This window comes from Aeromonas sp. CU5 (assembly GCF_002586745.1).
Classification (GTDB): Bacteria; Pseudomonadota; Gammaproteobacteria; order Enterobacterales; family Aeromonadaceae; genus Aeromonas; species Aeromonas sobria.
In genome coordinates this window covers 856,749-883,335 of sequence record NZ_CP023817.1, presented here as the reverse complement: position 1 = coordinate 883,335, position 26,587 = coordinate 856,749, and the positions used below count along the sequence as shown (strand labels likewise).

Here is a 26,587-nt window from a genome sequence, read left to right as displayed (position 1 = left end):
GACGCGACCTGATACAGAGGCATAACATGAGCACCGACAAGCAGTATGAAGAGAAAGAGCTGAGCTGGCTCTCATTCAATGAACGGGTGTTGCAAGAGGCAATGGACAAAACAGTGCCCCTCATCGAGCGGGTCCGTTTTTTGGGGATCTTCTCCTCCAACCAGGATGAGTTTTTCAAGGTGCGGGTATCTGACGTCAAGCGCCGGATCCTCATCAGTGAAGTTCACGGTGGCGGGGACGATGCCAAGGTGCTGCTGCGCGCCATCCAGCAGAAAGTGATGGCCCTTGGCGAAGCGTTCGATAACACCTACAAGGAGCTGTTGATCGCGCTGGCCCGTCACAACATTTTTCTGGTCAATGAGAGCCAGATCTCCGAGTCGATCCAGCAGTGGCTGCGGGTCTTTTTCCGGGAGAAGGTGCTGCGCCACATCATCCCGATCCTGCTCAACAAGGAGGTCAATCCGGTCAAGTTTCTCAAGGACGAACACACTTATCTGGCCGTCGAAATGAAAAAAGATGGTCAGGTGATCCAGTACGCCCTGGTGGAAGTGCCGACCGACGACCTGCCCCGCTTCTTCCAGTTGCCGCCGGAAGGGACCCGCCGCAAGAAACAGATCATCATTCTGGATAACGTCATCCGCTTCTGTCTCGACGAGATCTTCAAGGGCTTCTTCGACTACGACGAGATTGCCGCCTATGCGGTGAAGCTGACCCGGGATGCCGAATATGATCTCTCCGACCAGCTGGACTTGAGCCTGGTCGACAAAATGAGTGATGGCTTAAAGCAGCGCCTTACCGCCATGCCGGTGCGCTTCGTCTACGAGCGGGAGATGCCCGCCGCCATGATCAGCTTCTTAAAACTCAAGCTGCAGATCAGCTCCTACGACGCCATCATGCCGGGTGGGCGCTACCACAACTTCAAGGATTTCATCGGCTTCCCCAACGTGGGCCGGGACTATCTGGAAAACCCCAAGTTACCGGCCCTCGATTGCCGTGATTTTGACGGCTTCGTCAACGCCTTCGATGCGATTACCAAGCAGGATATTCTGCTCTACTACCCGTACCACAAGTTTCACCACTTCACCGAGCTGGTACGTCAAGCGGCGTTCGATCCGGCGGTGAGTGCCATTCGCATCAATATCTACCGGGTCGCCAAGAAGTCGCGGATCATCCACTCCCTCATCGATGCCGCCAACAACGGCAAGAAGGTGACCGTGGTGGTCGAGCTGCGCGCCCGTTTCGACGAAGCGGCCAACATCGACTGGGCCAACATCCTCACCGATGCCGGGGTCAAGGTGGTGTTCGGGGTGCCGAGCCTCAAGATCCACTCCAAGCTCTGTCTCATCACCCGCCACGAACATGGCGAGGCGGTGCGCTACGCCCATATCGGCACCGGCAACTTCAACGAGAAGACCGCCAAAATCTACACCGATTTCTCGTTGCTGACCCGCCACCCTGATATCACTGCCGAGGTGGAGGGAGTGTTTGAATACATCGAGTACCCCTATAAGCGTTACAAATTCAACCACCTGCTGGTCTCCCCCATCAACAGCCGCCGCCAACTCTATCGCCTCATCGATAACGAGCTATCCAACGCCAAGGCGGGCCAGCCGAGCGGCATCATCCTCAAGATCAACAATCTGGTGGACAAGGATCTCATCAACCGGCTCTATGCTGCAGGTCAGGCGGGGGTGCCGATCCAGATGATCATCCGTGGTATGTGCGCCCTGCGTCCGGGCGTGCCAGGCCTCAGTGACAACATCAAGGTGATCAGCATCATCGACCGCTTCCTCGAGCACCCGCGGGTGATGGTGTTCCACAACAAGGGCAACCCCCAACTCTATATCTCCAGCGCCGACTGGATGAGCCGCAATATCGACGGCCGGATCGAGGTGGGCACCCCCATTTATGATGAGCGCCTCAAGCAGCGCATCATGGACATTCTCGAGCTACAACTGAGTGATACCTGCAAGGCGCGGGTGATCGATGCCGACCAGCAGAACGAGTATGTGAAGCGGGGCAACCGCCGCAAGATCCGCTCTCAGGTGGCGATTTACGACTATCTCAAACGTATCGAGTCAAACAATGGACAATAGTCTCTATGCCGCCGTGGATCTCGGCTCCAACAGTTTTCACATGGTGATCGCTCACCTGAGCGAAGGACGTTTTCGCATCGTCGATCGCATCAAGGAGCGAGTACGTCTGGCCGAGGGGATGGATGAGCAGAAGCGGATGAGCCCGGAGGCGATGGCCCGTGGCCTCGCCTGCCTGTCGCTGTTTGCCGAGCGCCTCACCAATATCAAGCCGGATCAGATCCGTATTGCCGGTACCTATACCCTGCGCCGCGCCAGCAACGCCCGCGAATTCGTAAGCGAGGCAGCCAAGGTGCTCAACCACCCCATTGAAATCATCAGCGGTCAGGAGGAGGCGCGCCTCATCTATCAAGGGGTCGCCCATACCCAGCATATTGAAGGTCAGGTGCTGGTCGTGGATATCGGTGGTGGCAGCACCGAGCTCATCATCGGCGAGGGGTTTGATCACAAGGCTCTCACCAGCCGCAAGATGGGTTGCGTCAGCTTTACCCAGAGCTTTTTTGCCAGCGGCAAGCTGAGCGACAAACACTTCAGCAATGCGGTGCTGGAGGCGCAGCACCAGCTCGCCCCCATCATCAACCAGTATCGCAAGCTGGGCTGGCAGAGCTGCCTTGGCAGCTCCGGCTCCATTCGCACGGTACGCGATGTATTGCAGGGTGAAGGACTGACTGACGGCAGCATTACCCTGGAGGGGCTGGAGCGGCTCAAGGCGGTGATGATCGAGCGCAAACGGGTCGATAACCTCAAGCTGGCAGGGCTCACCGAAGAACGACAAGAGGTGTTTGCCGCTGCTGTGGCTATCCTGCTCGGGCTGTTTACCTCGCTGCCTATTGAGCGACTCGACTATTCTGACGGCGCCCTGCGCGAAGGGTTGCTTTACGAGTTCGAGGAGCGCTTGCAGCACCACGATATTCGCGAGCGCACCGCCCAGGCGCTCGGCACTCACTACCGGATGGACCGTAAGCAGGCCGCCCGGGTGGAACAGAGCGTGTTGACCCTGTTCGATACCTTGCAAGAGCCCTGGCAGATGGAGATGGAGCCCTACCGCGCCATCCTCGGCTGGGCGGCGCGGTTACACGAGATTGGCCTTGCCATCAACTACAGCGGCATTCATCGCCACTCCGCCTATATCCTGCAACACACCGATCTGCCCGGCTTCAACCAGGACGATCAGGCGTTGCTCGCCGCGCTTGCACGCTTTCAGCGCAAGGGGCTCAAGCTCTCCGAACTGCCAGCCCTGCCCAACCACGATCTGCAAACGGTGCTGCGCTGTATCCGCATTCTGCGCCTCGCGGTCGCCGCCCATCACAAGCGGCAAGACAACTTGCTACCGGAGTGGAACGTGCAGGCTGCCGGCGATCAACTGGTGGTCAACCTGCCCGCCAGCTGGAGTGAAGAGAATCGCCTGCTGATGCAGAACCTCGAAAAAGAGCAGCGCTACTGCAATGAGCAAGGCTGGCCTCTGCTGTTTCAGCTGAGCTAAACCGCGTTTTTTCGCAAAAATAGGCCAAAAGCAGCGGAGGGAATGGGGTCGGATTTAGTTGACCACTACAGATAGTGGCTAAAACTGGGCAGCATTTGTTGGGTGAAGGAAGTCGAGAGCCTGTTCGATACGCATAAAAAATCCGAAACCAATCAACAGGTTTCGGATTTTCACACCTCAGAAGGATCGGTCAATAGATCCTTAACTGATCGGCATTACGCCATGTACGCCGGTTTTTTATGAGTGAAGAGCTAGTGGGCCTTACTGCGCCTGCTCTATGTGTTGCTGGTAGCGCTGCTGCCACTTACTGGTTTCAGCTTCATCTCCCTGATCCTTCCAGAAGGCGCAGATGGAGTTGGCAAGTTCGGAGGCCATGGCGTGGTCCCCGTCACGGCGACTCATTAAATAATCAGCCAGCCAGCTTTGATATTGCTTCATTACCCGATCTCCTTATCTCATGAGCTCTTGATGGTGTCGTTGCTAACAGTATCTTGTTAGCTCGCTATCCGAGGTGACATCATCAGGCATGATGGTGCAAAGTCACGACCCGGGCAGACAGCCCGATGGGCAATCTGGCGGCGAACGTGAAGTGAGATGTCAAAAAACGAGCGCTATGGTAGCACAAACTGACCAACTTGGGGGGATTGTCGCCACACCTAGCGGCAGTTCAGCCCCATCTCCTTGTTCCCAAAACAGAAAAACCGCCTTGATGGCGGGATTATTTGCTGATAAATACGCTGAAATTGACTAGCGCCGAGCACTGGCCAGGCACTTGGCCATCCCATCGGTGGCCCCTCCCCGCTGCGTGAAGCCAAGGCCACCGCCGTACAGTGTGAAAAAACCAATAAAGAATGCCAGTCAGGCTTAACTGACTGGCATTCGGACCTCGGCCCCTCTCATGATACTAAATTGCGCTATTAGCGAATTTGCAAGATGGTCTGCTGCAACGAACTGTTGACCTCCAGGGAACGGGAGTTTGCCTGGAAGTTACGCTGGGCGGTGATCAAGTCAACCAGTTCGGAGGTCAAATCCACGTTGGACTGCTCCAGCGAGGATGACTTGATGGTGCCAAAAGTCCCTGAGTTGGGCGTCCCCGGCAAGGCATCGCCAGAGAGCAGGGATTGTCGCCAGGAGGTATCGCCAACCTGAGTCAATCCTTGCGAGTTGGCAAACTTTGCCATGGCAACCATAGCGACCTTGAGTGTGGTGGCATTGCTATAGGTAGCAGAGACAATCCCGTCTGGCGTGATCTCCACCTTGGTCAAACGGCCGACAGTAGAGCCATCCTGAGTCAACTTGTTGACTTCAAACGGAGAAGAATACTGAGTCACGGTACCGAGTTGAATCTCCACTTGCTGAGTGGGATCCGCACCGTTGGTGATAATGCCAGCGCCTGCCGGGGGCGCGGCGCCCAATTGCTCTGTCTTGATGGTTGCCGGTGTTGTGGGCGTCACCATCTTGCCATCAGCACCAAAGGTGATGCGTGCGGCAAGCGGCGGGACAGAGGTCACACTAGCCGCCATCGTTGTTGGAACCCCCCCAGCAACATCAATGGGTTTATCCCCCTCATACATGTACATACGCCAAGCTGTAGGATTGGCGGGCTTTGTCACATCAGCTGGGTCCGCTTCCTTGACAAAATATTGTGTGATCACATGAGGGGAACCCAATGAATCATAAATAGTGACCGATGTAGATGAGGCATAGCTTTTAGTATTATTGATCGGGTCAAAAATGGAGGCGTCTGCAGCAGTGTTACCTGCCGCCGAAGGGGTTGAATCAGACTTCAGATTGAAGCTGGCTTCAATCTTGGTTGTTTGTTTCGGCTCCCCTGCCCGATCCGGGATCTGGATAGGCTTGGTTGCGTTTATGCTCACCGCTTTTGGCGTTCCATCCACGTTCACCTCATACCCTTGCAGATAATGGCCCTGATTGTTGACCATATAGCTGTTTTCATTGAGCTTGAAGGCCCCGGCACGGGTGTAAGTACGATCCAGGTTGGTCAGACCGTCGGAGGTCACAAAAAAGCCGTTTCCCTGGATTGCCAGATCCAGTGCGTTATTGGTAAATTGCAGCGCCCCTTGATGAAACTGCTGGGCCACCGCCCCCGTTGCCACACCATTACCGACCTGGGTCTTGGCATTGACAAAGATGGAGTTGGCATAAACATCGGCAAACTCCGCACGAGACTCTTTAAAGCCCATGGTGTTGACGTTGGCAATGTTGTTAGCGGTAACGTTCAAATCTTTTTGTGCCGCGTTGACACCGCTCAAGGCATTGTTAAATGACATATCCAGCTCCTTAGATCGATGCTGTCGACGTGGTTTTTGACTGAGTAGTTGGTTTGTTTTGATTAGACCCTGAAATTTGCAGGATACTGTTAAGCGTTGTGGTGCCGAGACCTCTCAGGTTGAGCTGGGTCGGATTGGTTCCATTACCGAGAACCACACTATCGACCTTGCCATAAGTCAGGGCCGAGATGCTCTCAGACTTTCCATCCATGGTGCCGTTGGCTTTAATCACATATTTTCCAGACTTGGCTGGATTGCCAGACTTGTCTTTCCCATCCCAAGAGAATTCAACGTTGCCCCGCAAATCACCTTCCAGAGGGAACTCCTGAATAACCTGACCTTTTTCATCTTCCACTGTTATCTTGACGTTCGAGTACTTGTTCTCGACACCCACTGCCACAACACCGTTGACGGAGCCATCCTTTTCCAGATAACCGATATTGCTAGGTAGCAACACATTCTGTCCTACCAAAGCAGAGGCTTGTAGTGCCTGGCTGGAGGTCATCAGGGTATTGAGGTTCCCCATCTGGGTCGACAAGCTATTAATCCCCTCCGATGTTGACATTGACGTCATCTGGGAGAGCATCTGGGCGTTATCAACCGGCTTGAAGGGGTCCTGATACGACAGTTGCATAGTGAGCAGTTTCAAAAAGGAAGCCTGGTCCAGCTCTTTTTTGGGGGCTGTCGTCGTGCCTGCCGTCTGAGGTGTGGTACGGCTGATACCGTTCACACTGTTGGTTGTATCGACCATATTGCATCCCTCCTATCAGGACTTGCCAAGCTGGAGCGTCTGCTGCAACATTCTCTTGGCCGAGTCGGCAACCTGGACGTTAGTCTGGTAACTGCGGGACGCATTGATCATGTCAGCCATCTCTTCCACCATGTTGACGTTCGGTTTGAAGATGAAGCCATCTTTGTCCGCCATCGGGTGGTTCGGGTTAAATTCCTTAAGCAGAGGGGCCTTACTCTCAACAATGCCCTTCACCTCAACCCCGACTGCCCCCTGTTTATCAGACATTGCCTGGTCAAGCTGAGCGGCAAATATTGGCCGCCGGGCATGGTAAGTATTTTCCACACTGGAGCTGACACTGTCTGCGTTGGCCATATTGCTGGCAACCGTGTTGAGCCGCACCGACTGTGCACTCATAGCCGAGCCTGCTATGTCAAAGACCTTGAACAAACTCATCACTGTTCTCCTTTCAGGGCCTTGAGCAGGCCGCTGATCTTGCCATTCATAAATTCCAGGGAGGTTTGATACTCAAGACTATTACGCAGGAAATCACTACGTTCCTGCTGCACGTCAACAGTATTGCCATCGCCGGTGTCCGGTTGTAACGGATTGCGATATTGCACAGTACCTGGAGCATCCATATTCAAGGCAAAATGCTTCTCGCTGGTCGTTGCCAGTCCAAAGCCCTGCTGATGTTGAGCATCCTGCAGCGCCTGAGCAAAATTGATGTCCCTGGCTTTGAACCCGGGGGTATCAGCATTGGCAATATTGCTTGCAAGCACCTCAGCACGCTTGGCACGAACGCTGATCGTGTGTTGGTGCACACCAAATACCTTGTCAAATGAAAGAGCCATAGCACACCTCCTGCTTGGTATTTGTCTAGCAATAGGTATGCCAGAAGAGCGTCCACGGCAGCGAGGTTCGAAATAGCAGCGCCTGATATAGCGAAAAGATCGCAGGAGCCTGCCCATAACGGGGAGAGCCGATCCTATTTTTCCACCTGTATCGACGTGATTTTGAAGTCAAACATAAAGAAAGAGGGAAGCAGAATGCTTCCCTCGGGTATCACAGTAAGAGTCGATACAACCCTCAGATTGCGCGGTTACCGAGCCTATTTGACCTTATAAACGATCCCTGGATTACAACGGATCATCTCGAATCTGTCGGTCAGGCCGGCCAATGATTCTGACGCGCCCAGCATCAGATAACCACCAGGGTTAAGGCTGCTGGCAAACTGGTTGAGGATCTTCGACTTCACATCCGGAGCAAAGTAGATAAGCACATTACGACAAAAAATAATGTCAAATTTTCCGAGCAAGCTGTAACTTTCCAGCAGATTTATTGGCCGGAAAGTGGTCAATTTTCTGACTCGCTCAACTACGCGCATCTTGCTATCACCATAGGGCTCAAAAAACATTTTTTTGCGCTCTGGTGACAGCCCCCGAGCCAAGGCCAGGCTGTCATAGACGCCCTCCTTGCACTGGTTCAACATAGTTGTCGAAATATCCGTTCCCACAATCTGCACGCCACCAGGCAAGGTGCCGGGTTTTTTCATCTGTTGCTCAATGGCGGTCATGGCAATCGAGTAGGGCTCCTGCCCGGATGATGACGCAGCAGACCAGATCTTGATGGGACGACCACTTTTTCCCAACTCTGGGAAAATTTTATCGGTCAGTAACTGAAACGGATAGGTATCACGAAACCAAAGGGTCTCGTTGGTGGTCATGGCATCAACCACCGCCATTTTCAGGTCACGCTCTCGTACACTCATTGCACGAGTGACCAGATCAGACAAACTCTCGATGCCAAACTGCGCCATCAAAGGTGAAAGACGGCTCTTCACCAGATACTGTTTGTTATCACCCAGCACGATCCCGCTCTGTACCGCCAGAAAGTTGCTGAACTGTTTGTATAAGTCGTCCGAAAGTGTCTTCATGCAGCGATTCTTCTTTATTAGAGTGCGTTTTGTACGGCTTTGGCCAACTCATCCGGTTGAAACTTGGCGATGAAGTTGTTCGCACCGACTTTCTGCACCATTGCCTGGTTAAATACCCCACTGAGGGATGTATGCAGAATAACATGCAAATCCTTGAGATTTGGATTATTCCGGATCTCGGCAGTAAAGGTATAGCCATCCATTTCCGGCATTTCGATATCTGAAATCACCAGCGCAATCTGATCCTTGATAGGGCCATTCTTGGCCATTTCCAGCAGCATGTTTAACGCTTCCCGACCATCTTTTGCCAGCACACACTCAACCCCAATCGCTGCAAGTGCACGTTGCACCTGTTTACGCGCGACAGACGAGTCATCTGCAACCAGCACAGGGCGCCCCAAAGTTGGATGATCGGAACTGGCTTCCACCAACTCTTGGCTTACTTCAGTAGATACCGGAGAAATTTCGTTGAGGATCCGCTCAACGTCCAGGATCTCTACCAGCTCACCATCGACCTCAGTGACTGCGGTCATGTAGTTGATACGGCCAGCCCCCTTAGGAGGCGGCAAGATGGATTCCCAGTTCATATTGATGATGCGCTCGACCGAGTGCACCAGAAAACCCTGAACAGATCGGTTGTACTCGGAGATAATGATGAAGCACTTGCTCAAATCTTCAATCGGGCGCTTACCCACCGCCATGCTGAGGTCGATGACAGAAATAGTCTGGCCACGAATATGGGCAACCCCGCGAATGCAGGAGTTCAACTTGGGCATCACAGTCAAATGCGGACATTGCAACACCTCACGTACTTTAAATACGTTAATGCCAAATCTTTGACGTCCATTGAGACGAAATAACAATAACTCCAGCCGGTTTTGCCCCACTAGCTGGGTACGTTGGTTGACCGAGTCCAGGATACTGGCCATAAAAACTCCCTAAAAGACGCTTGGCATTAATCATGCATGCGTAATGGATTGCATCAGACTATCGATGTGACCACAAACAGATTCTGAAGCAATCATAGTTAAATATGGTGATATGCGTGAACAACTTATCGACCAACGAGCGAAAATGATTAACCGTCTTTTACTCATCAGCCTCTTTTTAGGTAGCATCTCTTCCAGCTATGCCTCGGACGTCACCACCTATCTGCAAGAAAAAGCGCAAGAGTTCGTTTATGGCCAGCTAGAAGTGCCCTTGGATGCTAGGGCTGATGTCACCTCGGCAACGCTGGATGAACGGCTCCCACTGACCCGCTGCGAAGACCGATTAACCATCAGCTTACCCGCTAAAATGGAAATTCGTCGAAATACAACTGTTTACCTTAAGTGTGAAGAAGACAAACCTTGGGATGTCTATTTGCCTGTACGGGTTAGCATTCAAAAACCCTATGTCACCGTCGCCAACCCTATTGCTAAAGGGGATCTGCTGACCGAGCCGCAACTTATACTTGCCTATCAGGATCAAACCCTGATCCGTGGCGACTATCTGACCGACCCCACCCCACTCATAGGGGTACGTAGCAAACGCGAAATCAAACCGGGGCAGCCCATCCGTTTGAGCCAGGTGTGTGTGGTATGCAAAGGGGATCAGGTCACCCTGACAGCAGAAAACAACAACTTCCAGATCAAAACCATGGCCCGAGCCTTGCAAGATGGCAGCTTCGGAGAGATCATCAAACTCGTCAATATTCGATCCGGCAAAACCGTTGAGGGTAAAGTAAGTGGTGTTGGTGCTGTATCGATCACTTTCTAATGCCAGATGTTCGATAATTTTTCTAAAGTTCTGACCTGCTGCACCGATAAACAGGTAAGCAAACCTTAAAGCAGACGAAGGTAACTAAAATGGCCATCAACAATATCAACAACTTGGCGAATAATCGGTTGCAAAATACCGGTAACAGCCAGGGGACAGGCAGCAAGTCAGTCACCTCATCGCCCGAAAACAAAGCGGCTACTGTCAAGCTGGACTCAGTCTCCTTGACCAGTGAGGCGCAACAATTGCAAAAGATGCAACAGACCCTCAATACCGCGTCTACCGGTAATGAAAGCAAGGTCGAACAACTGAAAAAAGCCGTCGCGAGTGGCGAATATCAGGTCAATAGCGATGCAGTAGCCAAGAAGATGTTCAGTTTCGAAGCTAATCTGGACAACGTTCTTAGATGATGGACTTACCTTCGTTACTGCACACCCAAGATGATTACCTCACCCAGATGCAAGGCATTCTGGAAGAGGAGTTCCGCTTGCTCGAGCAGCATCAGGCACTGGCCCTGCCTGCACTGACCGAGCGCAAACAGCTGTTGCTTGCTGCGATAGAAACCCTGGACAAGACGCTGGCAGAGATGCCGGAACTGGCACTACAGCTGGCAGCCTATCCCGATGAGATGACGCAGCTGCGTGAAAAACTGGATGCATGCCAAGCACAAAATGATATCAACGGTCGGCTGCTTGAATTGAGCATCGTCTCCAACCGTCGTCTGGCAACCTTTCTGAGTCAGCTGCGCGATCGCAACAGCCTGACCTATGACGCCAAAGGCAACACTCGCTCTGGCACCCGCTCCTACGGTATCAAGGCCTGACATCTCTTATCAGGCCTTGCATTTTTCTGTCCGTTTTTTATAGCGCCAATCGCAGCAACTCTCGTCCATCCTCACACGCATTCACTCGAAGCACCCCGGCCTCATAGCTACCATAACTGGCAGGCAATTCGCCGCGCGGAAAACAGATTGAACCCGGATTCATCAATACTCGCTCCCCCTGCAACTCCAATACCGGTACATGGGTATGGCCGCTCAGGAACAGACTACCCGGCGGCAGTTGTACCTCGTCAGGATGATAGAGATGGCCATGACTGACAAACCAGCGCCGTTCATCGACCAGCAGCTGGTTGTAGGGGGCGGTGATGGGGAAACGCAATAACATCTGATCCACTTCAGAATCACAGTTGCCACGCACGGCGATGATCTGCGAGGCCAACTCGTTGAGCCGATCGGCCACGGCTGGCGGGTTATACCCGTCAGGCAGAGGGTTACGCGGCCCATGATTGAGCAGATCACCGAGCAGCAGGTAGTGATCGGGCTGCCATGGCTCAAGCAGGGTCAGCACCCGCTCCAGCGCAATGATGCTGCCGTGGATGTCGGAAATAATGGCAAGTTTCATTCAATGCTCCTCACTGCTGGCTGAAATAGAGATCCTTGGTGGCAATCGTCCCTCTCAAACTCTCGCTAGGCAGCCCACGCAGTGTGGGATCGACCAGCCTCATCTGATTGTAATGATACACGGGAAGGATCGGCGCCTCCTCAAGCAGCAATTGCTCGGCATGTCGATAGAGTTCGACTCGGCTCGCGCTGTCCAGCGTATTGGCAGCCTGCTCCAGCAACAGATCAAAATCGGCATTGCAATAGCCACTCTCGTTGCGCAGGTCCTGGCAACGGAAACTCCCCAGCATGGCTGACGGCTCCACGTAATCGCCAAACAGGAAGCTTCTGGCTACCTGGAAGTCACCACTATCCTTGGCCATCTGATAGCCTCCCCACTCCAGATGGTTGAGGGTGACCTGCACCCCCAGCTTCTGCCACATGGCCGCGATAGCCTGCGCCATCTTCTTGTGGGTCTCGGCGGTGTTGTAGGTAATGCTCAGCTTGAGTGGATTCGCACTGTTATACCCCGCTGCTGACAGCAGCGCTGCCGCTTTGGCCTGCCGGGTCGGCATATCCTCCAGCGCCACGGGCAAGACCACCCGCGGATAACCCGGCATCTCCGGCAACAGCGACCATGCCGCCAGCTCATCCTGCCCGCTCACCGATCCAATGAGTTGCTGCCGATCAATCGCCATGGAGAGCGCCTGACGCACCCGCACATCCTGCAGTTCGGGGCGCTTCAGATTGAAGGCGTAGAGATAGGTACCAAACAGCGGCAAGCCCCAGAGCCGCTCCGGGAATTCGCGCTTCATCTTCTGGTAATAGCCGAGCGATACCTTGTTGGTGAGCTGGATTTCTCCGGCCTCATAGCGCAGCCGTTCCGCATGCTGCGAGGCGATTGGCAGATAGGTGACCCGGGCAATCCGGCTATGGAGATCGTCCCAGTATTGGATATTACGCTCAGCTTCAAGCCGCTCATGAGGTACCCATTGTATTAATCGGTAAGCACCATTGCTCACCAGTTTGCCTGGCGCCGTCCACTGCTTGCCAAACTTGGCTATCGCCTTCTGGCTAACCGGCACGAAGGGGCGCTGGCTGATAAGCTGCAGGAAATAGGGGGAGGGTCGTTCCAGGGTGATTTTAAGAATCTGATCGCTTTGCGCTTCAATCCCCAGGTTATCGAGTTCCAGTGCTCCCGCATAAATGGATTGGCCGTTGTTGATGCCAGTCGCCAACAACAGCTCAGCGGAAGGGGAACCCATTGCCGGATCGAGCAGACGGCGCCAGGCATAGACAAAATCAGCGGCAACCAAGGGGTCGCCATTGGACCACCTCAGCTGAGGACGCAGGAAGAATCGCCACTCCAGTCCATCCTCACTCACCTCCCAGCGCTGCGCCTGCGCCGGAACGATATGCCCTTGCCCATCGTCGCTGACCAGCCCTTCAAACAGATCGACCAGTACCGCCTCCCCCGGGAAACCGGATCGCACCAGCGCAGGATCCAGCGACTCCGGCTCACCACCATTACCCTTGACCAGGGTTTGCCGATCGGCAAGCAGAGGCTGCTGCTCGACTGTGGTTGCATGGGCCAAGGGCCCTGCCAGCACGGCAAGCAATAGCGGGGAGAGCCAGCGTTGCGCCAGCTTGGGGAAGAAACCATACCTCATGATAAAACCTCGAATAAAACCACTGCCGGAGGGGAAGGCCGAGGGTGCGCCTGATGAATGCCTGATGCCGCTCTTGTTATCCCCGAAAACGCCCCGTATTGTATCGGGCTTGCCCGAGAGATGGAGTCTTTCGGGCTATTTTTTTCAGGAGTTTTTATGGGGTATGAGTGGCTGGCACTGGGTTCGGCCAGTTTATGGGCAGTTGCTGCGCTAATTTCGGTCAAACCGGCCCGTCATCTGGGGGCATTTGCCTACAGCCGCTGGCGTATGTTTTTGGTCAGCCTGATGCTCGGCAGCGTGAGTCTGCTCACTGGTGGCTGGCAAACACTCACTGCCGGTGCACTGCCCTTGCTTGCCATCTCGGGGCTGATCGGCATTTTTGTTGGCGATACGGCGCTGTTTGCCTGCATGAATCGGCTGGGGCCAAGACGCAGTGCCCTGCTCTTCTCCTGTCATGCGCTGTTTTCTGCCCTGCTCGGGCTCTGGCTGTTTAACGAAACACTCACTGATTGGCGACTGCTGGGGGCCATGCTGGTGTTTGCCGGCGTAATGCTGGCGATCCTGTTTGGCAGACGCAGTAGCAGCAACGAGTGGGAGCAGATCCGGGGCAATCTGGCTCTGGGGATTGGCCTTGGCCTGACGGCGGCGCTTTGTCAGAGTCTGGGGGCCATTATAGCCAAACCGGTGATGATGAGTGGCGAGGTGGATGCGGTGAGTGCATCGGGTATCCGGATGGGCAGTGCCCTGCTGGCCCACTGCGTCCTGCGGCTGGGGCGCTTGCCTCTAGCCATGCCGCTCAAACCGGTCAATCGCCAGATCCTTGCCATGATTGCCACCAACGGTTTTCTGGCGATGGGGCTGGGCATGACCCTGATCCTGATGGCCTTGCGTAAGGGCGAAGTCGGTATGGTAGCCATACTCTCCTCCTCCACTCCCGTGCTACTGCTGCCGCTGTTGTGGTGGCACTCGGGGAGCGGCCATCCATTGCCGCCTGGGCTGGAGCCCTGATTGCCACACTCGGCACCGCGCTGGTACTGGGTTTCAGCGGTCACTGAAACCCGATAAGGCACGCGCAATCAGAACAGCGCGATCTCCTCAGCAGTGAGTTCGCGATAGTCACCCGGCGCCAGCGCATCATCGAGCACCAGGCTACCAATTTGCTCACGATGCAGGCCCACCACCTTGTTGCCGATCGAGGCAAACATTCGCTTGACCTGATGGTACTTGCCTTCATGGATGGTCAGTCTGGCCTCGCACTCATCGAGAATTTCAAGCTGGGCAGGACGAGTTTTGTCATCCTCATTGCGCAGGAATACTCCTTCGGCAAACAGATCTATGGCATCCGGGCTCACCGGGTCGGCCAGCCAGACGTGATAAGTCTTGGCACACTCGTGGCGCGGCGATGTGATGCGGTGGGACCATTTACCATCATCGGTCACCAGCACCAGACCCGTGGTGTCGAGATCGAGTCGCCCAACCACATGCAGTTTGCCCATCGCTGGCTCATCCATCAGGAAAAACACTGTCGGGTGATCAGGGTCTTCATTTGAGCAGACGTAACCGACCGGTTTGTGCAGCATGAAATAGCGGTTGCGCTGCTCTAGCATCAAGGTGACACCGTCAAATTCGATCTGGCTCTGCTCATTGATATGAAAAGCGGGTTGCTTGACCACAATGCCATCCACCATGACCTCACCCTGACGGATCAGTTTGCCGGCAAGCGAGCGGGTCAAATCAGAACAATCGCAAAGAAATTTATCAAGCCGCATTCACAACCTCAGGTCCAACAAGTAAAGGGGCGTCATTATATCGGGCGGCGGCCACAACGCCACTGTTAAGGGGTTACCCATCATGACGATCTGGGCTTCCAATGTTACACTTATCACTAATACCTCATCTGAACGATGCTCATAATAATAAACGCCAGGAAAAATCCATGAAGTCCCAAGCATCCTATCCCGTGATCCCCGTCAACCAGCTGAAACCCGGCATGTATGTCATTGCTATCGCCAGCCAGACCGGTGGGATGGAGATCGCCCAGATGGGAATGGTGACGAATGTGGCACAAATTGCCAATCTGGTGCGACAGGGGGTGCTGACGGTGCGCATCGATCTGGCCCGCAGCAAACTGGGCAGTGCCGAGAGCGAAGCCATTACCTCCCCCGACCTCAATGCCAATAGCGCTCAAGTGGGACGCAGGGCCAGTGCCAACAGCGAAGGGCGAGAGCTGAAGATCCGCCGTCTTTATCAGGAGGCACGCGAGCTACAGAGCAAATTCATTAGCCACCTCAAGGCAGGTGAACCCATCGACATCACCCCGCTGGCCGCAGTGGCCGAGGAGATGGTCGACACCATGTTCACCCATGGCGATGCCATGCTCTGTCTGGCCCGCATTCGCGCCAAGGATGCCTACCTGATGGAGCACTCCATGAACGTGGCTATTCTGCTCGCCAACTTCGGCCGCTATCTGGGGCTGGAGCGTAGTGTGCTCAAAGAGCTGACCCTGGGGGGCCTGCTGCACGACGTGGGCAAGATCATGACCCCGGACGAGGTGCTCAACAAACCGGGCAAACTGACCGACGAGGAGTTCGCCATCATGCGCCAGCATGTGGTGCACAGTTACGAGATCCTCAGCAATACCCCGGGCATCACCCCCACCATGCTGGAGGTGGCCGCCAACCATCACGAGCGGCTCGATGGCACCGGTTACCCGCAGCGGCTCAAAGGCGATCAACTCTCTCTTTATACCCGCATGAGCGGTATCGTCGATGTCTATGATGCCATCACCGCAGATCGGGTCTACAAGGCTGGCATGCAGCCAACCCAAGCCTTCCGCATCCTGCTCAAGGGGATCAATCAGCACTTCGATGCCGAACTGGTGACCAAGTTCATCAAATGCATGGGGGTCTATCCGGTGGGAACGCTGGTGCAACTTTCCAACCAGCGGTTGGCCATCGTAATGCAGCGCAACGAGCAGCAGCCGCTCAAACCTATGGTCAAGGTGATCTATCACGCTACCCAGCGCCACTACCTCGATGTGCAGTGGCTGGACTTGGCCAAATCAGGTGTGCAGGAGAGTATCGAAAACACCGTCGACCCCAAAGAATTTGGCATCAGCCTCGCCAACTTCTTCTAGGGGCAGTCGTCCATTTCACTACCCTATCGGCCTCGTCAACGTAACTATGTGCAGCTACAGGACAACACCTGCACTCACTGCCACGATATCTCTGACCGAGTATGGACCTTACTCGATCCTCATATATTGGGGAACAAGGCCGAGTGGCGCCTTCGACATAGGCAATGCATTGTTTATTAACTGATTTCTTCTGGCGCGGCCTCTCTGGCGAGACTTGCCGTCTGATTGTTGCTGGGCCGTGAGGGTAGAAGGGTTCAGGGCGTATCACCTCTGTTGCTTGAGCTGCTTGCAGGAATCAATCTGCAGGATACGCCACCCTTTTATCCTTGCGTACATCCGAAATCCCCCTGAACCCACTTATTACACTCCTCCACTCATCTGTTGGCATTCTAATTGCTTTCTTCCGGTCAGAGTCATCTGTTTGACGGAGAATGCCATGGATCACCTGCTTTATATCGCCATGTCCGGGGCCAAAGAGACCATGAACAGCCTGGCTGTTCGGGGTAACAACCTCGCCAATGCCAATACCACGGGTTTCAAGTCTGACTTTGAGCAGGCCAGAAGCATGCAGGCGTTTGGCGAGGGCTTGCCGACTCGTGTGTTCGCCATGGCGGAGCGTCCTGGTCAAAATCTGCAGCATGGCATGCTGATGACCACCGGACGGGATCTCGACGTGGCAGTTGATGGCCCGGGCTGGATTGCGGTGCAAGACCCCAAAGGGGGCGAAGCCTATACCCGCATGGGGAATTTGCAGGTCAATGCGACCGGCAATTTGCAAACGTCGACCGGATTGAACCTGGTGGATGACGGTGGCCAGCCTATCGTGCTGCCGATGCCGATGGAAAAACTCGAGATCAATCGTGACGGCACCATCAGTGGCCGCCCCGAAGGGGCAGCCGCCAACTTGCCGGAAGATTTTCAGCGGATCAAACTGGTCAATCCGGCTGCTGATGCCGTGGAGAAGGGACAGGATGGTCTGTTTCGCCGCAAGGATGGTCAAAATGAGGCCGCCTCAGCCAATGTTGGCTTGATTGCCGGCTCTCTTGAAGGGAGCAACGTCAATGTGGTGGACGAGATGACCAACCTGATCCGGTTGCAACGCCAGTTCGAAACCCAGGTCAAAATAATGAAGACGGCCGAAGAGAATGATGAAGCCCAAACCCAGCTGCTGCGTATCAGCTAATCAAGGAGTTACACCATGAATCCTGCACTCTGGATCAGCAAGACCGGGTTGGATGCACAGCAGACCAATATTTCGGTCACCTCCAACAACCTGGCGAACGCCAGCACCGTGGGCTTCAAAAAGTCGCGGGCCATCTTCGAAGATCTGCTTTATCAGAACATCAATCAGCCCGGTGGCCGCTCCTCTGCCGATACCGAACTCCCCTCCGGCTTGATGCTCGGTGCGGGAGCCAAGGTGGTAGCGACCCAGAAAAACCACAGTCAGGGCAACGTGCAAACCACCGACAACTCACTGGATCTGATGATCAGTGGCCGGGGCTACTTTGAAATTCAGCTGCCCGATGGCAGCGCTGCTTATACCCGTAACGGCCAGTTTACCCTCAATGATGAAGGCACCATTGTCACCCCTGGTAATGGGTACCCTCTACAGCCGGAAATCCAGATCCCGGAAAACGCCCAGAGTGTCACGGTGGGTGAAGATGGTCAGGTCTCGGTGCAGCTCAAAGGAGACGGCGCCTCACAGGTGGTGGGGCAGGTCAATATCTCCGACTTTGTCAACGCCAGCGGCTTGCAGCCGATGGGGGAGAACATGTTTGTCGAGACCCAATCCAGTGGCGCCGCGATTCAGGGGGTTGCCGGGGCGGATGGTCTGGGAGTGATCAAGCAGGGGATGCTGGAGACCTCCAACGTCAACGTGACCGAAGAGCTGGTGAACCTGATCCAGGCCCAGCGGGTGTACGAGATGAACTCCAAGGTTCTCTCGGCAGTGGATGGCATGATGTCCTTCCTGATCCAGCGTACCTAATTAGGAGGCGCATGATGAAAGCCGTATGGATGCTGGGATTGCTGGTGCTGGGAGGGTGTAGCAGTACCCCCAATACGCCCAGGCCGGATGATCCCGAATTCTCCCCCGTCTACGGGGAGTCGGATCCTGTCTCGGTGCGACCGACAGGAGCCATTTTTCAGCCGGATCAGGTCAATGGCATCTATTCGGATATCAAGGCGCACAAGGTAGGCGACATCATCACCATTGAACTGTCGGAATCGACCTCCGCTTCCAAAAAAGCCAATACCCAGAGTGGCAAGGACAACAAGTTCAATCTGGAACCGGTGACACTGGGTGGCGTGCCGGTCACGGCCAGCCCCTACGACCTCTCTGCCTCTATTGGTCAAAACAGTGCGTTCAAGGGCCAAGCCAAGGCGGATCAGAGCAACAGCCTGCAGGGTAATATTTCGGTCAGCGTGGCCAAGGTGCTGCCCAACGGCAATCTGGTAGTACGCGGCGAGAAGTGGATCATGCTCAACAATGGTAATGAGTACATCCGTATTACTGGCCTCATCCGTCCTGGCGATGTGACCTCGGATAACAGTGTCTCGTCACAGAAGGTGGCCAATGCCCGAATTTACTATGGTGGTACCGGCGATCTGGCCAATAGCCAGGAGCAAGGGTGGCTTACCAGCTTTTTCAATGGCCCCTGGTGGCCGCTCTAGGAGATGTTATGAAGTCACTCCGTCTCGTTACCCTGCTCTGCTGTCTGCTGCCCTTGGGGGCGGCGAACGCGGCCCGGATCAAGGACATCAGTTCGGTTGATGGGGTGCGCAACAACCAGTTGATTGGCTATGGTCTGGTGGTCGGTCTGCCCGGTACTGGCGAGAAGAACAACGCCTTTACCGAACAAACGTTCCGCACCATGCTCAACAACTTTGGCATCAAGGTGCCGGACAACATCAAGCCCAAGATCAAGGATGTGGCACCGGTGGCGATCCACGCTGACTTGCCCCCCTTCTCCAAGCCGGGCCAGACCATCGATGTGACGGTTTCTGCCATCGGGGAAGCCAAGAGCCTGCGCGGTGGTACCTTGCTGCAAAGCTTTTTGAAGGGGCTTGATGGGCGGGTATATGCCGTGGCACAAGGCAGTCTGGTGGTCGGTGGTTTGGGGGCTGAAGGGGCTGACGGTTCCAAGGTGGTCGTCAATACGCCGACAGTTGGACGTATCGCCAATGGCGCGACTGTGGAGCGGGAGGTGCCCAACTCCTTCAGTCAGGGCGACACCATTACCTTCAACCTCAATCGTCCCGACTTTACCACTGCCCGTCGTCTGGCTGATGTGGTCAATGACCTGATCGGCCCCAACATGGCGCAGGCACTCGACGCCACCTCGATCAAGGTTTACGCACCGCGCGATCCGAGCCAGCGGGTGGCGTATCTGGCCACTATCGAGAATCTGGAAGTCGACCCGGCCAATGAAGCAGCCAAGATCATCGTCAACTCCCGTACCGGCACCATAGTGATCGGCAGTCAGGTCAAGCTCAAACCCGCGGCCATCAGCCATGGTGGGCTAACGGTGACCATCGCCGAAAACCAGCAGGTCTCCCAGCCCAACCCATTGGCGGGAGGAGAGACAACTGTCACCAACAACTCGACGATCAATGTGCAACAGGAGCCGGGGCGGATGTTCAAGTTTGATACCGGTGCGACCCTGGATGATCTGGTGCGGGCGGTGAATCAGGTCGGGGTGGCCCCCGGTGATTTGATGGCGATCCTTGAGGCGTTGCAGCAGGCCGGAGCCATCGAAGGACAACTGGTCATATTGTAACAAGCGGCAAGTGATTGCCATGGGTGGCAATGAGGTAAGCAAAATGGCGGAGTTTGACACCAACAGCGGCATGAATCTCGGGATGGTGCAGGACATCAAGAACCTGGATCGTCTGCGCCAGATGAGCCAAAGCAAAGAGGGACAGGCCGAAGCACTCCAGAGTGCGTCACGTCAGTTCGAGTCAATCTTTACCCAGATGCTGTTTCAGGGCATGCGTCAGGCCAATGCGGTACTGACCCAGGACAACCCGATGAACAGCAGTTATACCCAGTTTTATGAAGGGATGCTGGATGAGCAACGGGTAGCCGACCTGTCCAGCAAGGGCGGATTGGGGTTGGCCCAGATGGTCGTCAAGCAATTCTCCCCGGAGGCGTTTACTCACCAGGATGGTCGGGTGCTCAAGATGCCGCAGCGCACCGAGCGGGTCTATAAACCCTACGAACCACCCAAGGCCGCCGCAGATGAATTGATCACTGCGTCAAAAGTTGGCAAAGATTTTGCTGAGAAAGAGATGGCTGTGCCCCATGGGCTCGCCATGCCCAGTCGGCCACATCGCAGCGTACCGCCAATGGGACACCCCGCCAGCGAAGCGGACACGGCCCCTGGCAGGGGTAGCAAAGAGTTTGATACCCCGGAAGAGTTCGTCAATCGCCTGATGCCGCTGGCCAAGAAAGCGGCCGACAAGTTGGGATTGAGCCCGGCGGTACTGGTCGCCCAAGCGGCATTAGAAAGTGGCTGGGGCAAGCGAGTGATCAAGGATGGTGACGGCCAGATGACCCATAACCTGTTTGGCATCAAGGCAGATCCTCGCTGGGAAGGGCCCAAAGCAGTGGTCAGCACCCTGGAGTATGAAGAGGGCGTCGCCTCCCGCCAGAAAGCGGCATTTCGCTCCTATGAGTCATTTGAAGAGAGCTTCAACGACTATGTGGACTTTCTCACCTCCGGTTCTCGTTACAAGGGAGCCCTGACGAAGGTGGATAGCCCGGATCGCTACTTCGAGGCGTTGCAACAGGCGGGTTATGCCACTGATCCGCAGTACGCCAGTAAACTGAAACAGGTATTGCGCAGTGATGCCATTGCCCAATACAACGAGATGGAGCTGTAAGGTATGGCAAGCGACCTGCTTGGAATTGGTACATCGGGCGTGTTGGCGCAACAGCGCCTGCTGCAGACCACCAGTAACAACATAGTGAACGTCAATAGCCAGGGCTATGTGCGCGAACGTACGCTGGTGTTTACCAATTCGATTGGTCTGGGCACCGGTGATCTCGTGACCGAGCGGGTAATTAACAATTACATGCAGGGTGAGGTGCGTCGTGACACCTCTGCCTACTACGGCTCCATGACTCACTATGACCAACTTGCCAGCGTTGACAGTTTGCTGGGGGACGCGAGTAACAGCGTCGGCGAGACGATCAGCTCCTATTTCAAGGCGTTTCACTCCGCCAATGAGTCACCTGCCGATATCGGTGGCCGCAAGGTCAGCATGACCGAGTTAAGCGGGATGGTTAACCGCTTTCATACCCTGTCGTCCCAGTTTGACAAACAAAGTGACACCATCAATACCCGTATCGAAGATGAAACCAAGCAGGTGAACAGCCTACTCACCAGTATCAATGATTTGAATCAAGCAATTATCCGTACTCAAGGTTCGCCAGAAGAGAACCTGATGCTGTTTGATCAGCGTGATGAAGCGATCAAACAGCTATCGGCAAAGATGGATATTCGCACTGTCGCCCAACCCAATGGCAGCATGCTGGTCAATATGACCACTGGCCACTCACTGATCCTCGATGGCGGCGTGGCACAGTTCAAGGTGGTAGCAGGGGATCCGGACTCCCGGGATCAGGAGCTGCAGCTGACCTTGGGGGACAACAAGGCATTGATTGACCATGATACCTTCGGCGGCGCCGTGGGCGGATTGTTTAAGGCCCGTACCGATCTGGAGCCGACCAAGCGTGAACTGGGGCAACTGGCGATCGCCATGGCCGATGCGCTGAACCAGCAAAATCGCCTCGGGATGGACCTGGATAACGAGATTGGCGCTGATATCTTCACCTTGCCAACCAGCAAAGGCTTACCTTACGGCAGCAATACAGGGTCAGTCGGAGCGAATGTCAGTTTTGTGCCAGGCAAGGGCACATCAGTGATGCCCCTTGATTATGAAGTCCATTTCAACAGCGCCACCGGTTATGAGGTGTTCTCGCTGGACAAGTCGGGCAATCGTACCTCTATCGCAACGGGGGCCACCCCACCGACAACCTTTGAGCTGGCGGGGCACGGTATTTCTATCGACCTGACCGGAGCTCCCGCAGCTGGAGATAAACTGTTGCTGCAACCGACCAAGAGTGCAGCGGCGGGCCTTGGCCAGCTGATCACCCGGCCGGAAGATTTGGCCCTGGCGTCTCCGTTGAAAGCCCAGAAGGCCACCAATAACGTCGGTAGCGCCGACATCAAACTCGGTGGAGTGTTCAATACCGGTGCCGGGTCGGGTTTTGGTGCCAATGCTCTGAGTCCAACGGCCCCTCAGGTGGTCAAGATAGACGCCAGTGGTAACTATCAGGTCTTCCAAGCCAATGGTACTACCTTGATCGGCACTGCGCCTGCGAGCAGCAAGGGGCAAAATTTGATGTCGACTATCGTCAACCCCTTTCCTGCAGGAACGGCTGTCTATGCAAACCCAACACAAACGCCAGGCTATGAGTTCAGTATTACCGGAACGGCTAAAGCTAACGATAACTTCACGCTCAGTTACAACACCAACGGGTTCGCCGATAACAGCAATGGTTTGGCTCTGGCCGAGTTGCAGAACAAGGATCTGGTGCGCAAGAGCACCAATGGCGGTACTACCAACGACAAGATGACCTTTAACGAGGCCTATTCCGGATTGGTGATGGCGGTGGGTAACAATACCAGCCAAGCCAAAACACTGCTTAAGGCCAATGAATCCAAGCTTATTCAGAGCACGGGTATTTATGAAAGTGTCTCCGGAGTCAATCTGGAGGAGGAAGCGGCTAACCTTATTCGCTTCCAGCAATCTTATGCTGCTTCGGCACAGGTGGTCAGTACGGCCAAAACCATTTTCGATACACTGCTCTCTTCCGTGAGGTAACGTCATGCGCATCACCACCAACATGATCTACGACCGGAATACATATTCCCTCAACAATGCCAATGAGCGGCTTAATACCGCCTATCAACAGTTGCAAACCGGCAATAAATTTCAAACGGCGGGCGAAGATCCTGCAGGTATGAGCCAGAAGATGGCCTTGACCAAAGAGATCGATCTCTTCAAACAATATGGGGTCAATGGCAGCTTGCTGGAGAACAGTCTGGGGCATGAAGAGACCGTATTGACTTCAATTAACAACGCCATGTTAAGTGCCCAGACCCTGATCCAGAAATCCAATAACGGCTCTATCAGCCTGGATGACCGCAAAGCCATCGCCAGTGAACTGGAAGGGCTACAAAAGCAGATGTTTGACTTGATGAATAGTAAAAACTCATCCGGTGAATTTATTTTTGGTGGTAATCAGAGTAAAACCCAGCCTTATGTAAAAGACACCAACGGCAATTACATCTATCAGGGTGATACTGGGCAGCGGAATATTCAGGTCTCCTCAACGGTGCAGATCGCCGCTAATGATTCCGGTCAGGATTTGTTTGAGATTGTAACAACCAGACGCACAGCCAGCGCAGTCAGTGCCAATATCAAGGTTGGCATAGGGGATCAGGGCAATTTTGATAATTTTTATCAATCCAGTTATAACCCGGCACTGGCCAGCAATAGTTACACCGTATCGACGACCATTGGGCCACCGGACACGTATGACATCAAGGACAGCGGTGGTAATACCTTGCAGACGGGTGATTACAGCCCTGGCACCAAGATCCCGTTCAATGGCCTGGAGTTAACCCTTGACCAGCCTGCGGGGGGGGCAGTGCAGCAGTTTGACCTCAATCCACCCAAGAATGACAACGTGCTAAACGGAATGTCCGATTTCATGACTGCCTTGCGTGATCCAAGTATTTCAGCAGAGAACTTTGCGAGCCGCGTGGCCGATGCAACAGTTCATATGAAAAATTCCCGTTTGAATATAGATCATGGCCTGGGGGAGTTGGGTGGACGGATGAATAGTCTCGAACAGGTCATGAGTTCTAATGAGGGATTAAGTACCCTTAATACCGGTGCTCGTGCGAAAGTCTCGGAAGCAGACCTCTATGAGGTTATTTCGACACTGTCAAAAGAGGATGCGGCACTGAGTGCTTCGCAACTCTCTTTCAGCAAAATAAGTCGCTTGACGCTATTTGACTATATCCGCTAATAAAAGGCCCGCTTGGGGCCTTTTATTTTATCTCCGATCTGCAAACAGGTTCTGTACCATCACCAGCCAATTGTAACAAGCTGTTGCCGTTACCCATTTAATGGTTACTGCGGGGTTGACCTCCCCACGGGATTAGATAATCATGCCGCCGGCACAACCCAGAGTTGTGCCGATTATTTGCAGCATCTCGTTAGGCGAGGCTCCTGTATAAACACAGGCCACTGATCTCACGACGTCCAGAGACGCCCAAGATCAGGACAGTTTTCATCGGATTAAGGTGTAAACCCAAGTGGCTTCCGGCATGCCGGATACGTTATACAGTGCTAAAGCTGGTACGTGGGGATGATGACACGCCGAACGGCGTCATTTCCTGCCTATTACTCGTCAATCAAATTGCTGTTTTCTTTCAGACTGCGATCGGATATTCGATCGTGTTCAGGCCTAGCCTGAAATCACATAAGGTCATTTGTGATGAAGAAAACACATACCATTCTTAACCGTCATCAACTGCTCGATCTGGCTGCCCTGCAGGGTTGGCTGGAACATAACCTGGATCCGGTTCAGCGCGCCGATCAACTGCTGACCCTGCGTCCGGAAGAGCTCAACTGCATCTTTGATACCCTGCCCGTTTCGCAAGGGGCCGAACTACTTGGCTCGCTCTCGGCCGAGAGTGCGGCCCGCTTGCTACAGCGACTGCATGGCAGCATTGTCAGCGTGTTGCAGGAGGCCATTCCCCGTCGCGAGATGGTGGCCATCCTGCGCAAACTGGGCCGTCAGGAACGCACTATCTTGCTGGCCCGCTTCCCGACTCAGGCACAAACCATCTATTGCGCCTTGCTGGATTGGCCCACCGAATCGGTAGGGGCCAACATGCGCCACGAGTATCTGGCAGTACGGGAAGAGGACTCCATCGGTCATGCCAAACAGCTGATCCACGATGCCTGGGACAATGCCCAGCTGTTTCGCCACATCTATGTGATCAATGGGGACGGTCGTCTGCAGGGGAGTATCTCTCTCAAGACGCTGCTGATCGCCGATCCGCTGGCTAATGTGGCCAACCTGATGGATCGGGAGACGGTACGGATCAACGCCCGGGCGGATCAGGAGTTGGCCGCGCGCCTGCTGATCGACCGCGACCTCTCGGTCCTGCCGGTCGAGGATCAGGGGCGCCTGGTCGGTATTTTCCACGTCGATGACGCGGCGGATATTCTGGAGCTCGAATCCACCGAGGATGCCGAGATGCAGGGGGGCTCATCGCCGCTCGATACCCCCTACCTGCAGGCAACCCCCTGGCAGCTGTGGCGCAAGCGGGTGGGCTGGCTGCTTATCCTGTTTGTGGCGGAAGCCTACACCGGCACCGTGTTGCGGGCATTTGAGGAGCAGCTGGAGGCCGCCATCGCGCTGGCCTTCTTTATCCCCCTGCTGATCGGTACCGGCGGTAACAGCGGCACCCAGATCACCACCACCATAGTACGTGCCATGGCGGTCGGAGAGGTGAGCCTGCGCAATCTCGGCACAGTGCTGAAAAAGGAGCTCTCCACCGGCCTCTTGATCTCGGGGGCCATTGCCATGGCCGCCTGGGTGCGCGCCTGGAGCTTAGGGGTTGGCCCCGAGATCGGCATGGTGGTGACCTTTACCATCATCGCCATCGTGCTGTGGAGTGCCACGGTCGCCTCTATCATCCCCATGGTGCTGCGTCGTTTCCGCATCGACCCGGCGGTGGTCTCTGCGCCGTTTATTGCGACCCTGGTGGATGGTACCGGTCTTATCATCTACTTCGAGATGGCCAAATGGTTATTGCCTGAGTTGCAGTAACGAGAGATTAAACCCTGTTGATGAGACCTGGATAAACAAGCGGGGCAGTTTTGTATTGCCGAAAAGAAGGGAGCGAAGTTATCCCCGCTGCGTGAAGCCAGGGCCACCGAAAAACAGAGTGAAAAAAGCCAATAAAAAATGCCAGTCAGGCTTAACTGACTGGCATTTTTCTCATGGCACAGGTCTTCGT

General features: G+C 54.6%; 24 protein-coding genes, 1 pseudogene and 1 riboswitch. Of the genes and pseudogenes, 15 read left to right on the top strand and 10 right to left on the bottom strand.

Going from position 1 to position 26,587, the window contains the following annotated elements; translation table 11 throughout:
* The first annotated feature begins 26 nt into the window (after window positions 1–26).
* A complete protein-coding gene (ppk1, locus tag CK911_RS04045; RefSeq protein WP_068977199.1) occupies window positions 27–2,096 on the top strand; it encodes a polyphosphate kinase 1 in 2,070 nt (689 codons plus the stop codon).
* Complete coding sequence (gene ppx, locus CK911_RS04040; protein WP_068977200.1) at window positions 2,086–3,576, top strand: exopolyphosphatase; 1,491 nt, start codon at window positions 2,086–2,088, stop codon at window positions 3,574–3,576. The genes ppk1 and ppx overlap by 11 nt, the downstream gene beginning before the upstream one ends.
* A 261-nt stretch (window positions 3,577–3,837) precedes the next feature.
* Here the strand turns inward: ppx and CK911_RS04035 are convergent, their stop codons facing one another.
* The 7 genes from CK911_RS04035 to CK911_RS04005 all read right to left on the bottom strand — a co-directional run bounded on the left by CK911_RS04035 (window position 3,838) and on the right by CK911_RS04005 (window position 9,462).
* The gene (locus CK911_RS04035) at window positions 3,838–4,014 is read right to left on the bottom strand and encodes a hypothetical protein (protein WP_098969069.1); all 177 of its coding nucleotides are present in this window, start codon (window positions 4,012–4,014) and stop codon (window positions 3,838–3,840) included.
* A 479-nt stretch (window positions 4,015–4,493) separates the two neighbouring features.
* A complete protein-coding gene (flgE, locus tag CK911_RS04030) occupies window positions 4,494–5,867 on the bottom strand; it encodes a flagellar hook protein FlgE (RefSeq protein WP_098969068.1) in 1,374 nt (457 codons plus the stop codon).
* A 10-nt stretch (window positions 5,868–5,877) separates the two neighbouring features.
* A complete protein-coding gene (locus CK911_RS04025; RefSeq protein WP_098969067.1) occupies window positions 5,878–6,618 on the bottom strand; it encodes a flagellar hook assembly protein FlgD in 741 nt (246 codons plus the stop codon).
* A 15-nt stretch (window positions 6,619–6,633) separates the two neighbouring features.
* The gene (flgC, locus tag CK911_RS04020; RefSeq protein ID WP_042022049.1) at window positions 6,634–7,053 is read right to left on the bottom strand and encodes a flagellar basal body rod protein FlgC; all 420 of its coding nucleotides are present in this window, start codon (window positions 7,051–7,053) and stop codon (window positions 6,634–6,636) included.
* Complete coding sequence (gene flgB, locus CK911_RS04015) at window positions 7,053–7,451, bottom strand: flagellar basal body rod protein FlgB (protein WP_068977203.1); 399 nt, start codon at window positions 7,449–7,451, stop codon at window positions 7,053–7,055. The genes flgC and flgB overlap by 1 nt, the downstream gene beginning before the upstream one ends.
* Before the next feature lie 257 nt (window positions 7,452–7,708).
* Window positions 7,709–8,533, bottom strand: a complete 825-nt coding sequence (locus CK911_RS04010) for a protein-glutamate O-methyltransferase CheR (protein ID WP_042022045.1) — start codon at window positions 8,531–8,533, stop codon at window positions 7,709–7,711.
* Between the two features lie 17 nt (window positions 8,534–8,550).
* Window positions 8,551–9,462, bottom strand: a complete 912-nt coding sequence (locus CK911_RS04005; protein WP_042022043.1) for a chemotaxis protein CheV — start codon at window positions 9,460–9,462, stop codon at window positions 8,551–8,553.
* Window positions 9,463–9,607: 145 nt separating this feature from the next.
* Here CK911_RS04005 and flgA point away from each other — a divergent pair, with 145 nt between their 5' ends.
* The 3 genes from flgA (at window position 9,608) to CK911_RS03990 (ending at window position 11,114) form a co-directional block, all read left to right on the top strand.
* Window positions 9,608–10,291, top strand: coding sequence for a flagellar basal body P-ring formation chaperone FlgA (flgA, locus tag CK911_RS04000; RefSeq protein WP_082186813.1), 684 nt, complete (start codon window positions 9,608–9,610; stop codon window positions 10,289–10,291).
* 89 nt (window positions 10,292–10,380) lie between these two features.
* Complete coding sequence (flgM, locus tag CK911_RS03995; RefSeq protein WP_042022041.1) at window positions 10,381–10,701, top strand: flagellar biosynthesis anti-sigma factor FlgM; 321 nt, start codon at window positions 10,381–10,383, stop codon at window positions 10,699–10,701.
* The gene (locus CK911_RS03990) at window positions 10,698–11,114 is read left to right on the top strand and encodes a flagella synthesis protein FlgN (protein ID WP_042022039.1); all 417 of its coding nucleotides are present in this window, start codon (window positions 10,698–10,700) and stop codon (window positions 11,112–11,114) included. Before flgM ends, CK911_RS03990 begins: the two co-directional genes overlap by 4 nt.
* A 37-nt stretch (window positions 11,115–11,151) precedes the next feature.
* Here CK911_RS03990 and yfcE read toward each other — a convergent pair whose 3' ends face one another.
* Complete coding sequence (gene yfcE, locus CK911_RS03985; RefSeq protein WP_098969066.1) at window positions 11,152–11,694, bottom strand: phosphodiesterase; 543 nt, start codon at window positions 11,692–11,694, stop codon at window positions 11,152–11,154.
* A gap of 10 nt (window positions 11,695–11,704) precedes the next feature.
* On the bottom strand, window positions 11,705–13,342 hold the full coding sequence (locus tag CK911_RS03980; protein ID WP_098969065.1) for a peptide ABC transporter substrate-binding protein: 1,638 nt from the start codon (window positions 13,340–13,342) through the stop codon (window positions 11,705–11,707).
* A gap of 156 nt (window positions 13,343–13,498) precedes the next feature.
* Here CK911_RS03980 and CK911_RS03975 point away from each other — a divergent pair.
* Window positions 13,499–14,397 (top strand): annotated as a pseudogene (locus CK911_RS03975) (DMT family transporter).
* A gap of 21 nt (window positions 14,398–14,418) precedes the next feature.
* Here CK911_RS03975 and rsuA read toward each other — a convergent pair.
* Complete coding sequence (gene rsuA, locus CK911_RS03970; protein WP_098969064.1) at window positions 14,419–15,111, bottom strand: 16S rRNA pseudouridine(516) synthase RsuA; 693 nt, start codon at window positions 15,109–15,111, stop codon at window positions 14,419–14,421.
* A gap of 167 nt (window positions 15,112–15,278) precedes the next feature.
* Between rsuA and CK911_RS03965 the strand changes: the two genes are divergently transcribed.
* The 9 genes from CK911_RS03965 to mgtE all read left to right on the top strand — a co-directional run bounded on the left by CK911_RS03965 (window position 15,279) and on the right by mgtE (window position 26,397).
* The gene (locus CK911_RS03965) at window positions 15,279–16,478 is read left to right on the top strand and encodes an HD-GYP domain-containing protein (protein WP_098969063.1); all 1,200 of its coding nucleotides are present in this window, start codon (window positions 15,279–15,281) and stop codon (window positions 16,476–16,478) included.
* Between the two features lie 436 nt (window positions 16,479–16,914).
* Entirely contained in the window at window positions 16,915–17,661 is a 747-nt protein-coding gene (gene flgF / locus CK911_RS03960) for a flagellar basal-body rod protein FlgF (RefSeq protein ID WP_042022025.1), read from the top strand.
* Window positions 17,662–17,676: 15 nt separating this feature from the next.
* Window positions 17,677–18,465: a flagellar basal-body rod protein FlgG gene (gene flgG, locus CK911_RS03955; protein ID WP_042022024.1), complete on the top strand. Its 789-nt coding sequence runs from the start codon at window positions 17,677–17,679 to the stop codon at window positions 18,463–18,465.
* A gap of 14 nt (window positions 18,466–18,479) precedes the next feature.
* A complete protein-coding gene (gene flgH, locus CK911_RS03950; RefSeq protein ID WP_098969062.1) occupies window positions 18,480–19,151 on the top strand; it encodes a flagellar basal body L-ring protein FlgH in 672 nt (223 codons plus the stop codon).
* An 8-nt stretch (window positions 19,152–19,159) separates the two neighbouring features.
* Window positions 19,160–20,257 carry a flagellar basal body P-ring protein FlgI gene (locus CK911_RS03945; protein WP_042022020.1) on the top strand — a complete coding sequence of 366 codons (1,098 nt, stop codon included), beginning with the start codon at window positions 19,160–19,162 and terminating at the stop codon, window positions 20,255–20,257.
* Between the two features lie 43 nt (window positions 20,258–20,300).
* Window positions 20,301–21,362 (top strand): flagellar assembly peptidoglycan hydrolase FlgJ, encoded by a 1,062-nt coding sequence (gene flgJ, locus CK911_RS03940; protein ID WP_098969061.1) that lies wholly within the window; start codon window positions 20,301–20,303, stop codon window positions 21,360–21,362.
* 3 nt (window positions 21,363–21,365) lie between these two features.
* Complete coding sequence (locus tag CK911_RS03935; RefSeq protein ID WP_098969060.1) at window positions 21,366–23,369, top strand: flagellar basal body rod C-terminal domain-containing protein; 2,004 nt, start codon at window positions 21,366–21,368, stop codon at window positions 23,367–23,369.
* A gap of 4 nt (window positions 23,370–23,373) precedes the next feature.
* Window positions 23,374–24,582 carry a flagellar hook-associated protein FlgL gene (gene flgL / locus CK911_RS03930; protein WP_098969059.1) on the top strand — a complete coding sequence of 403 codons (1,209 nt, stop codon included), beginning with the start codon at window positions 23,374–23,376 and terminating at the stop codon, window positions 24,580–24,582.
* A gap of 179 nt (window positions 24,583–24,761) precedes the next feature.
* Window positions 24,762–24,931: riboswitch (M-box (ykoK) riboswitch) on the top strand.
* Between the two features lie 122 nt (window positions 24,932–25,053).
* The gene (gene mgtE / locus CK911_RS03925) at window positions 25,054–26,397 is read left to right on the top strand and encodes a magnesium transporter (RefSeq protein ID WP_098969058.1); all 1,344 of its coding nucleotides are present in this window, start codon (window positions 25,054–25,056) and stop codon (window positions 26,395–26,397) included.
* Window positions 26,398–26,587: the final 190 nt, after the last annotated feature.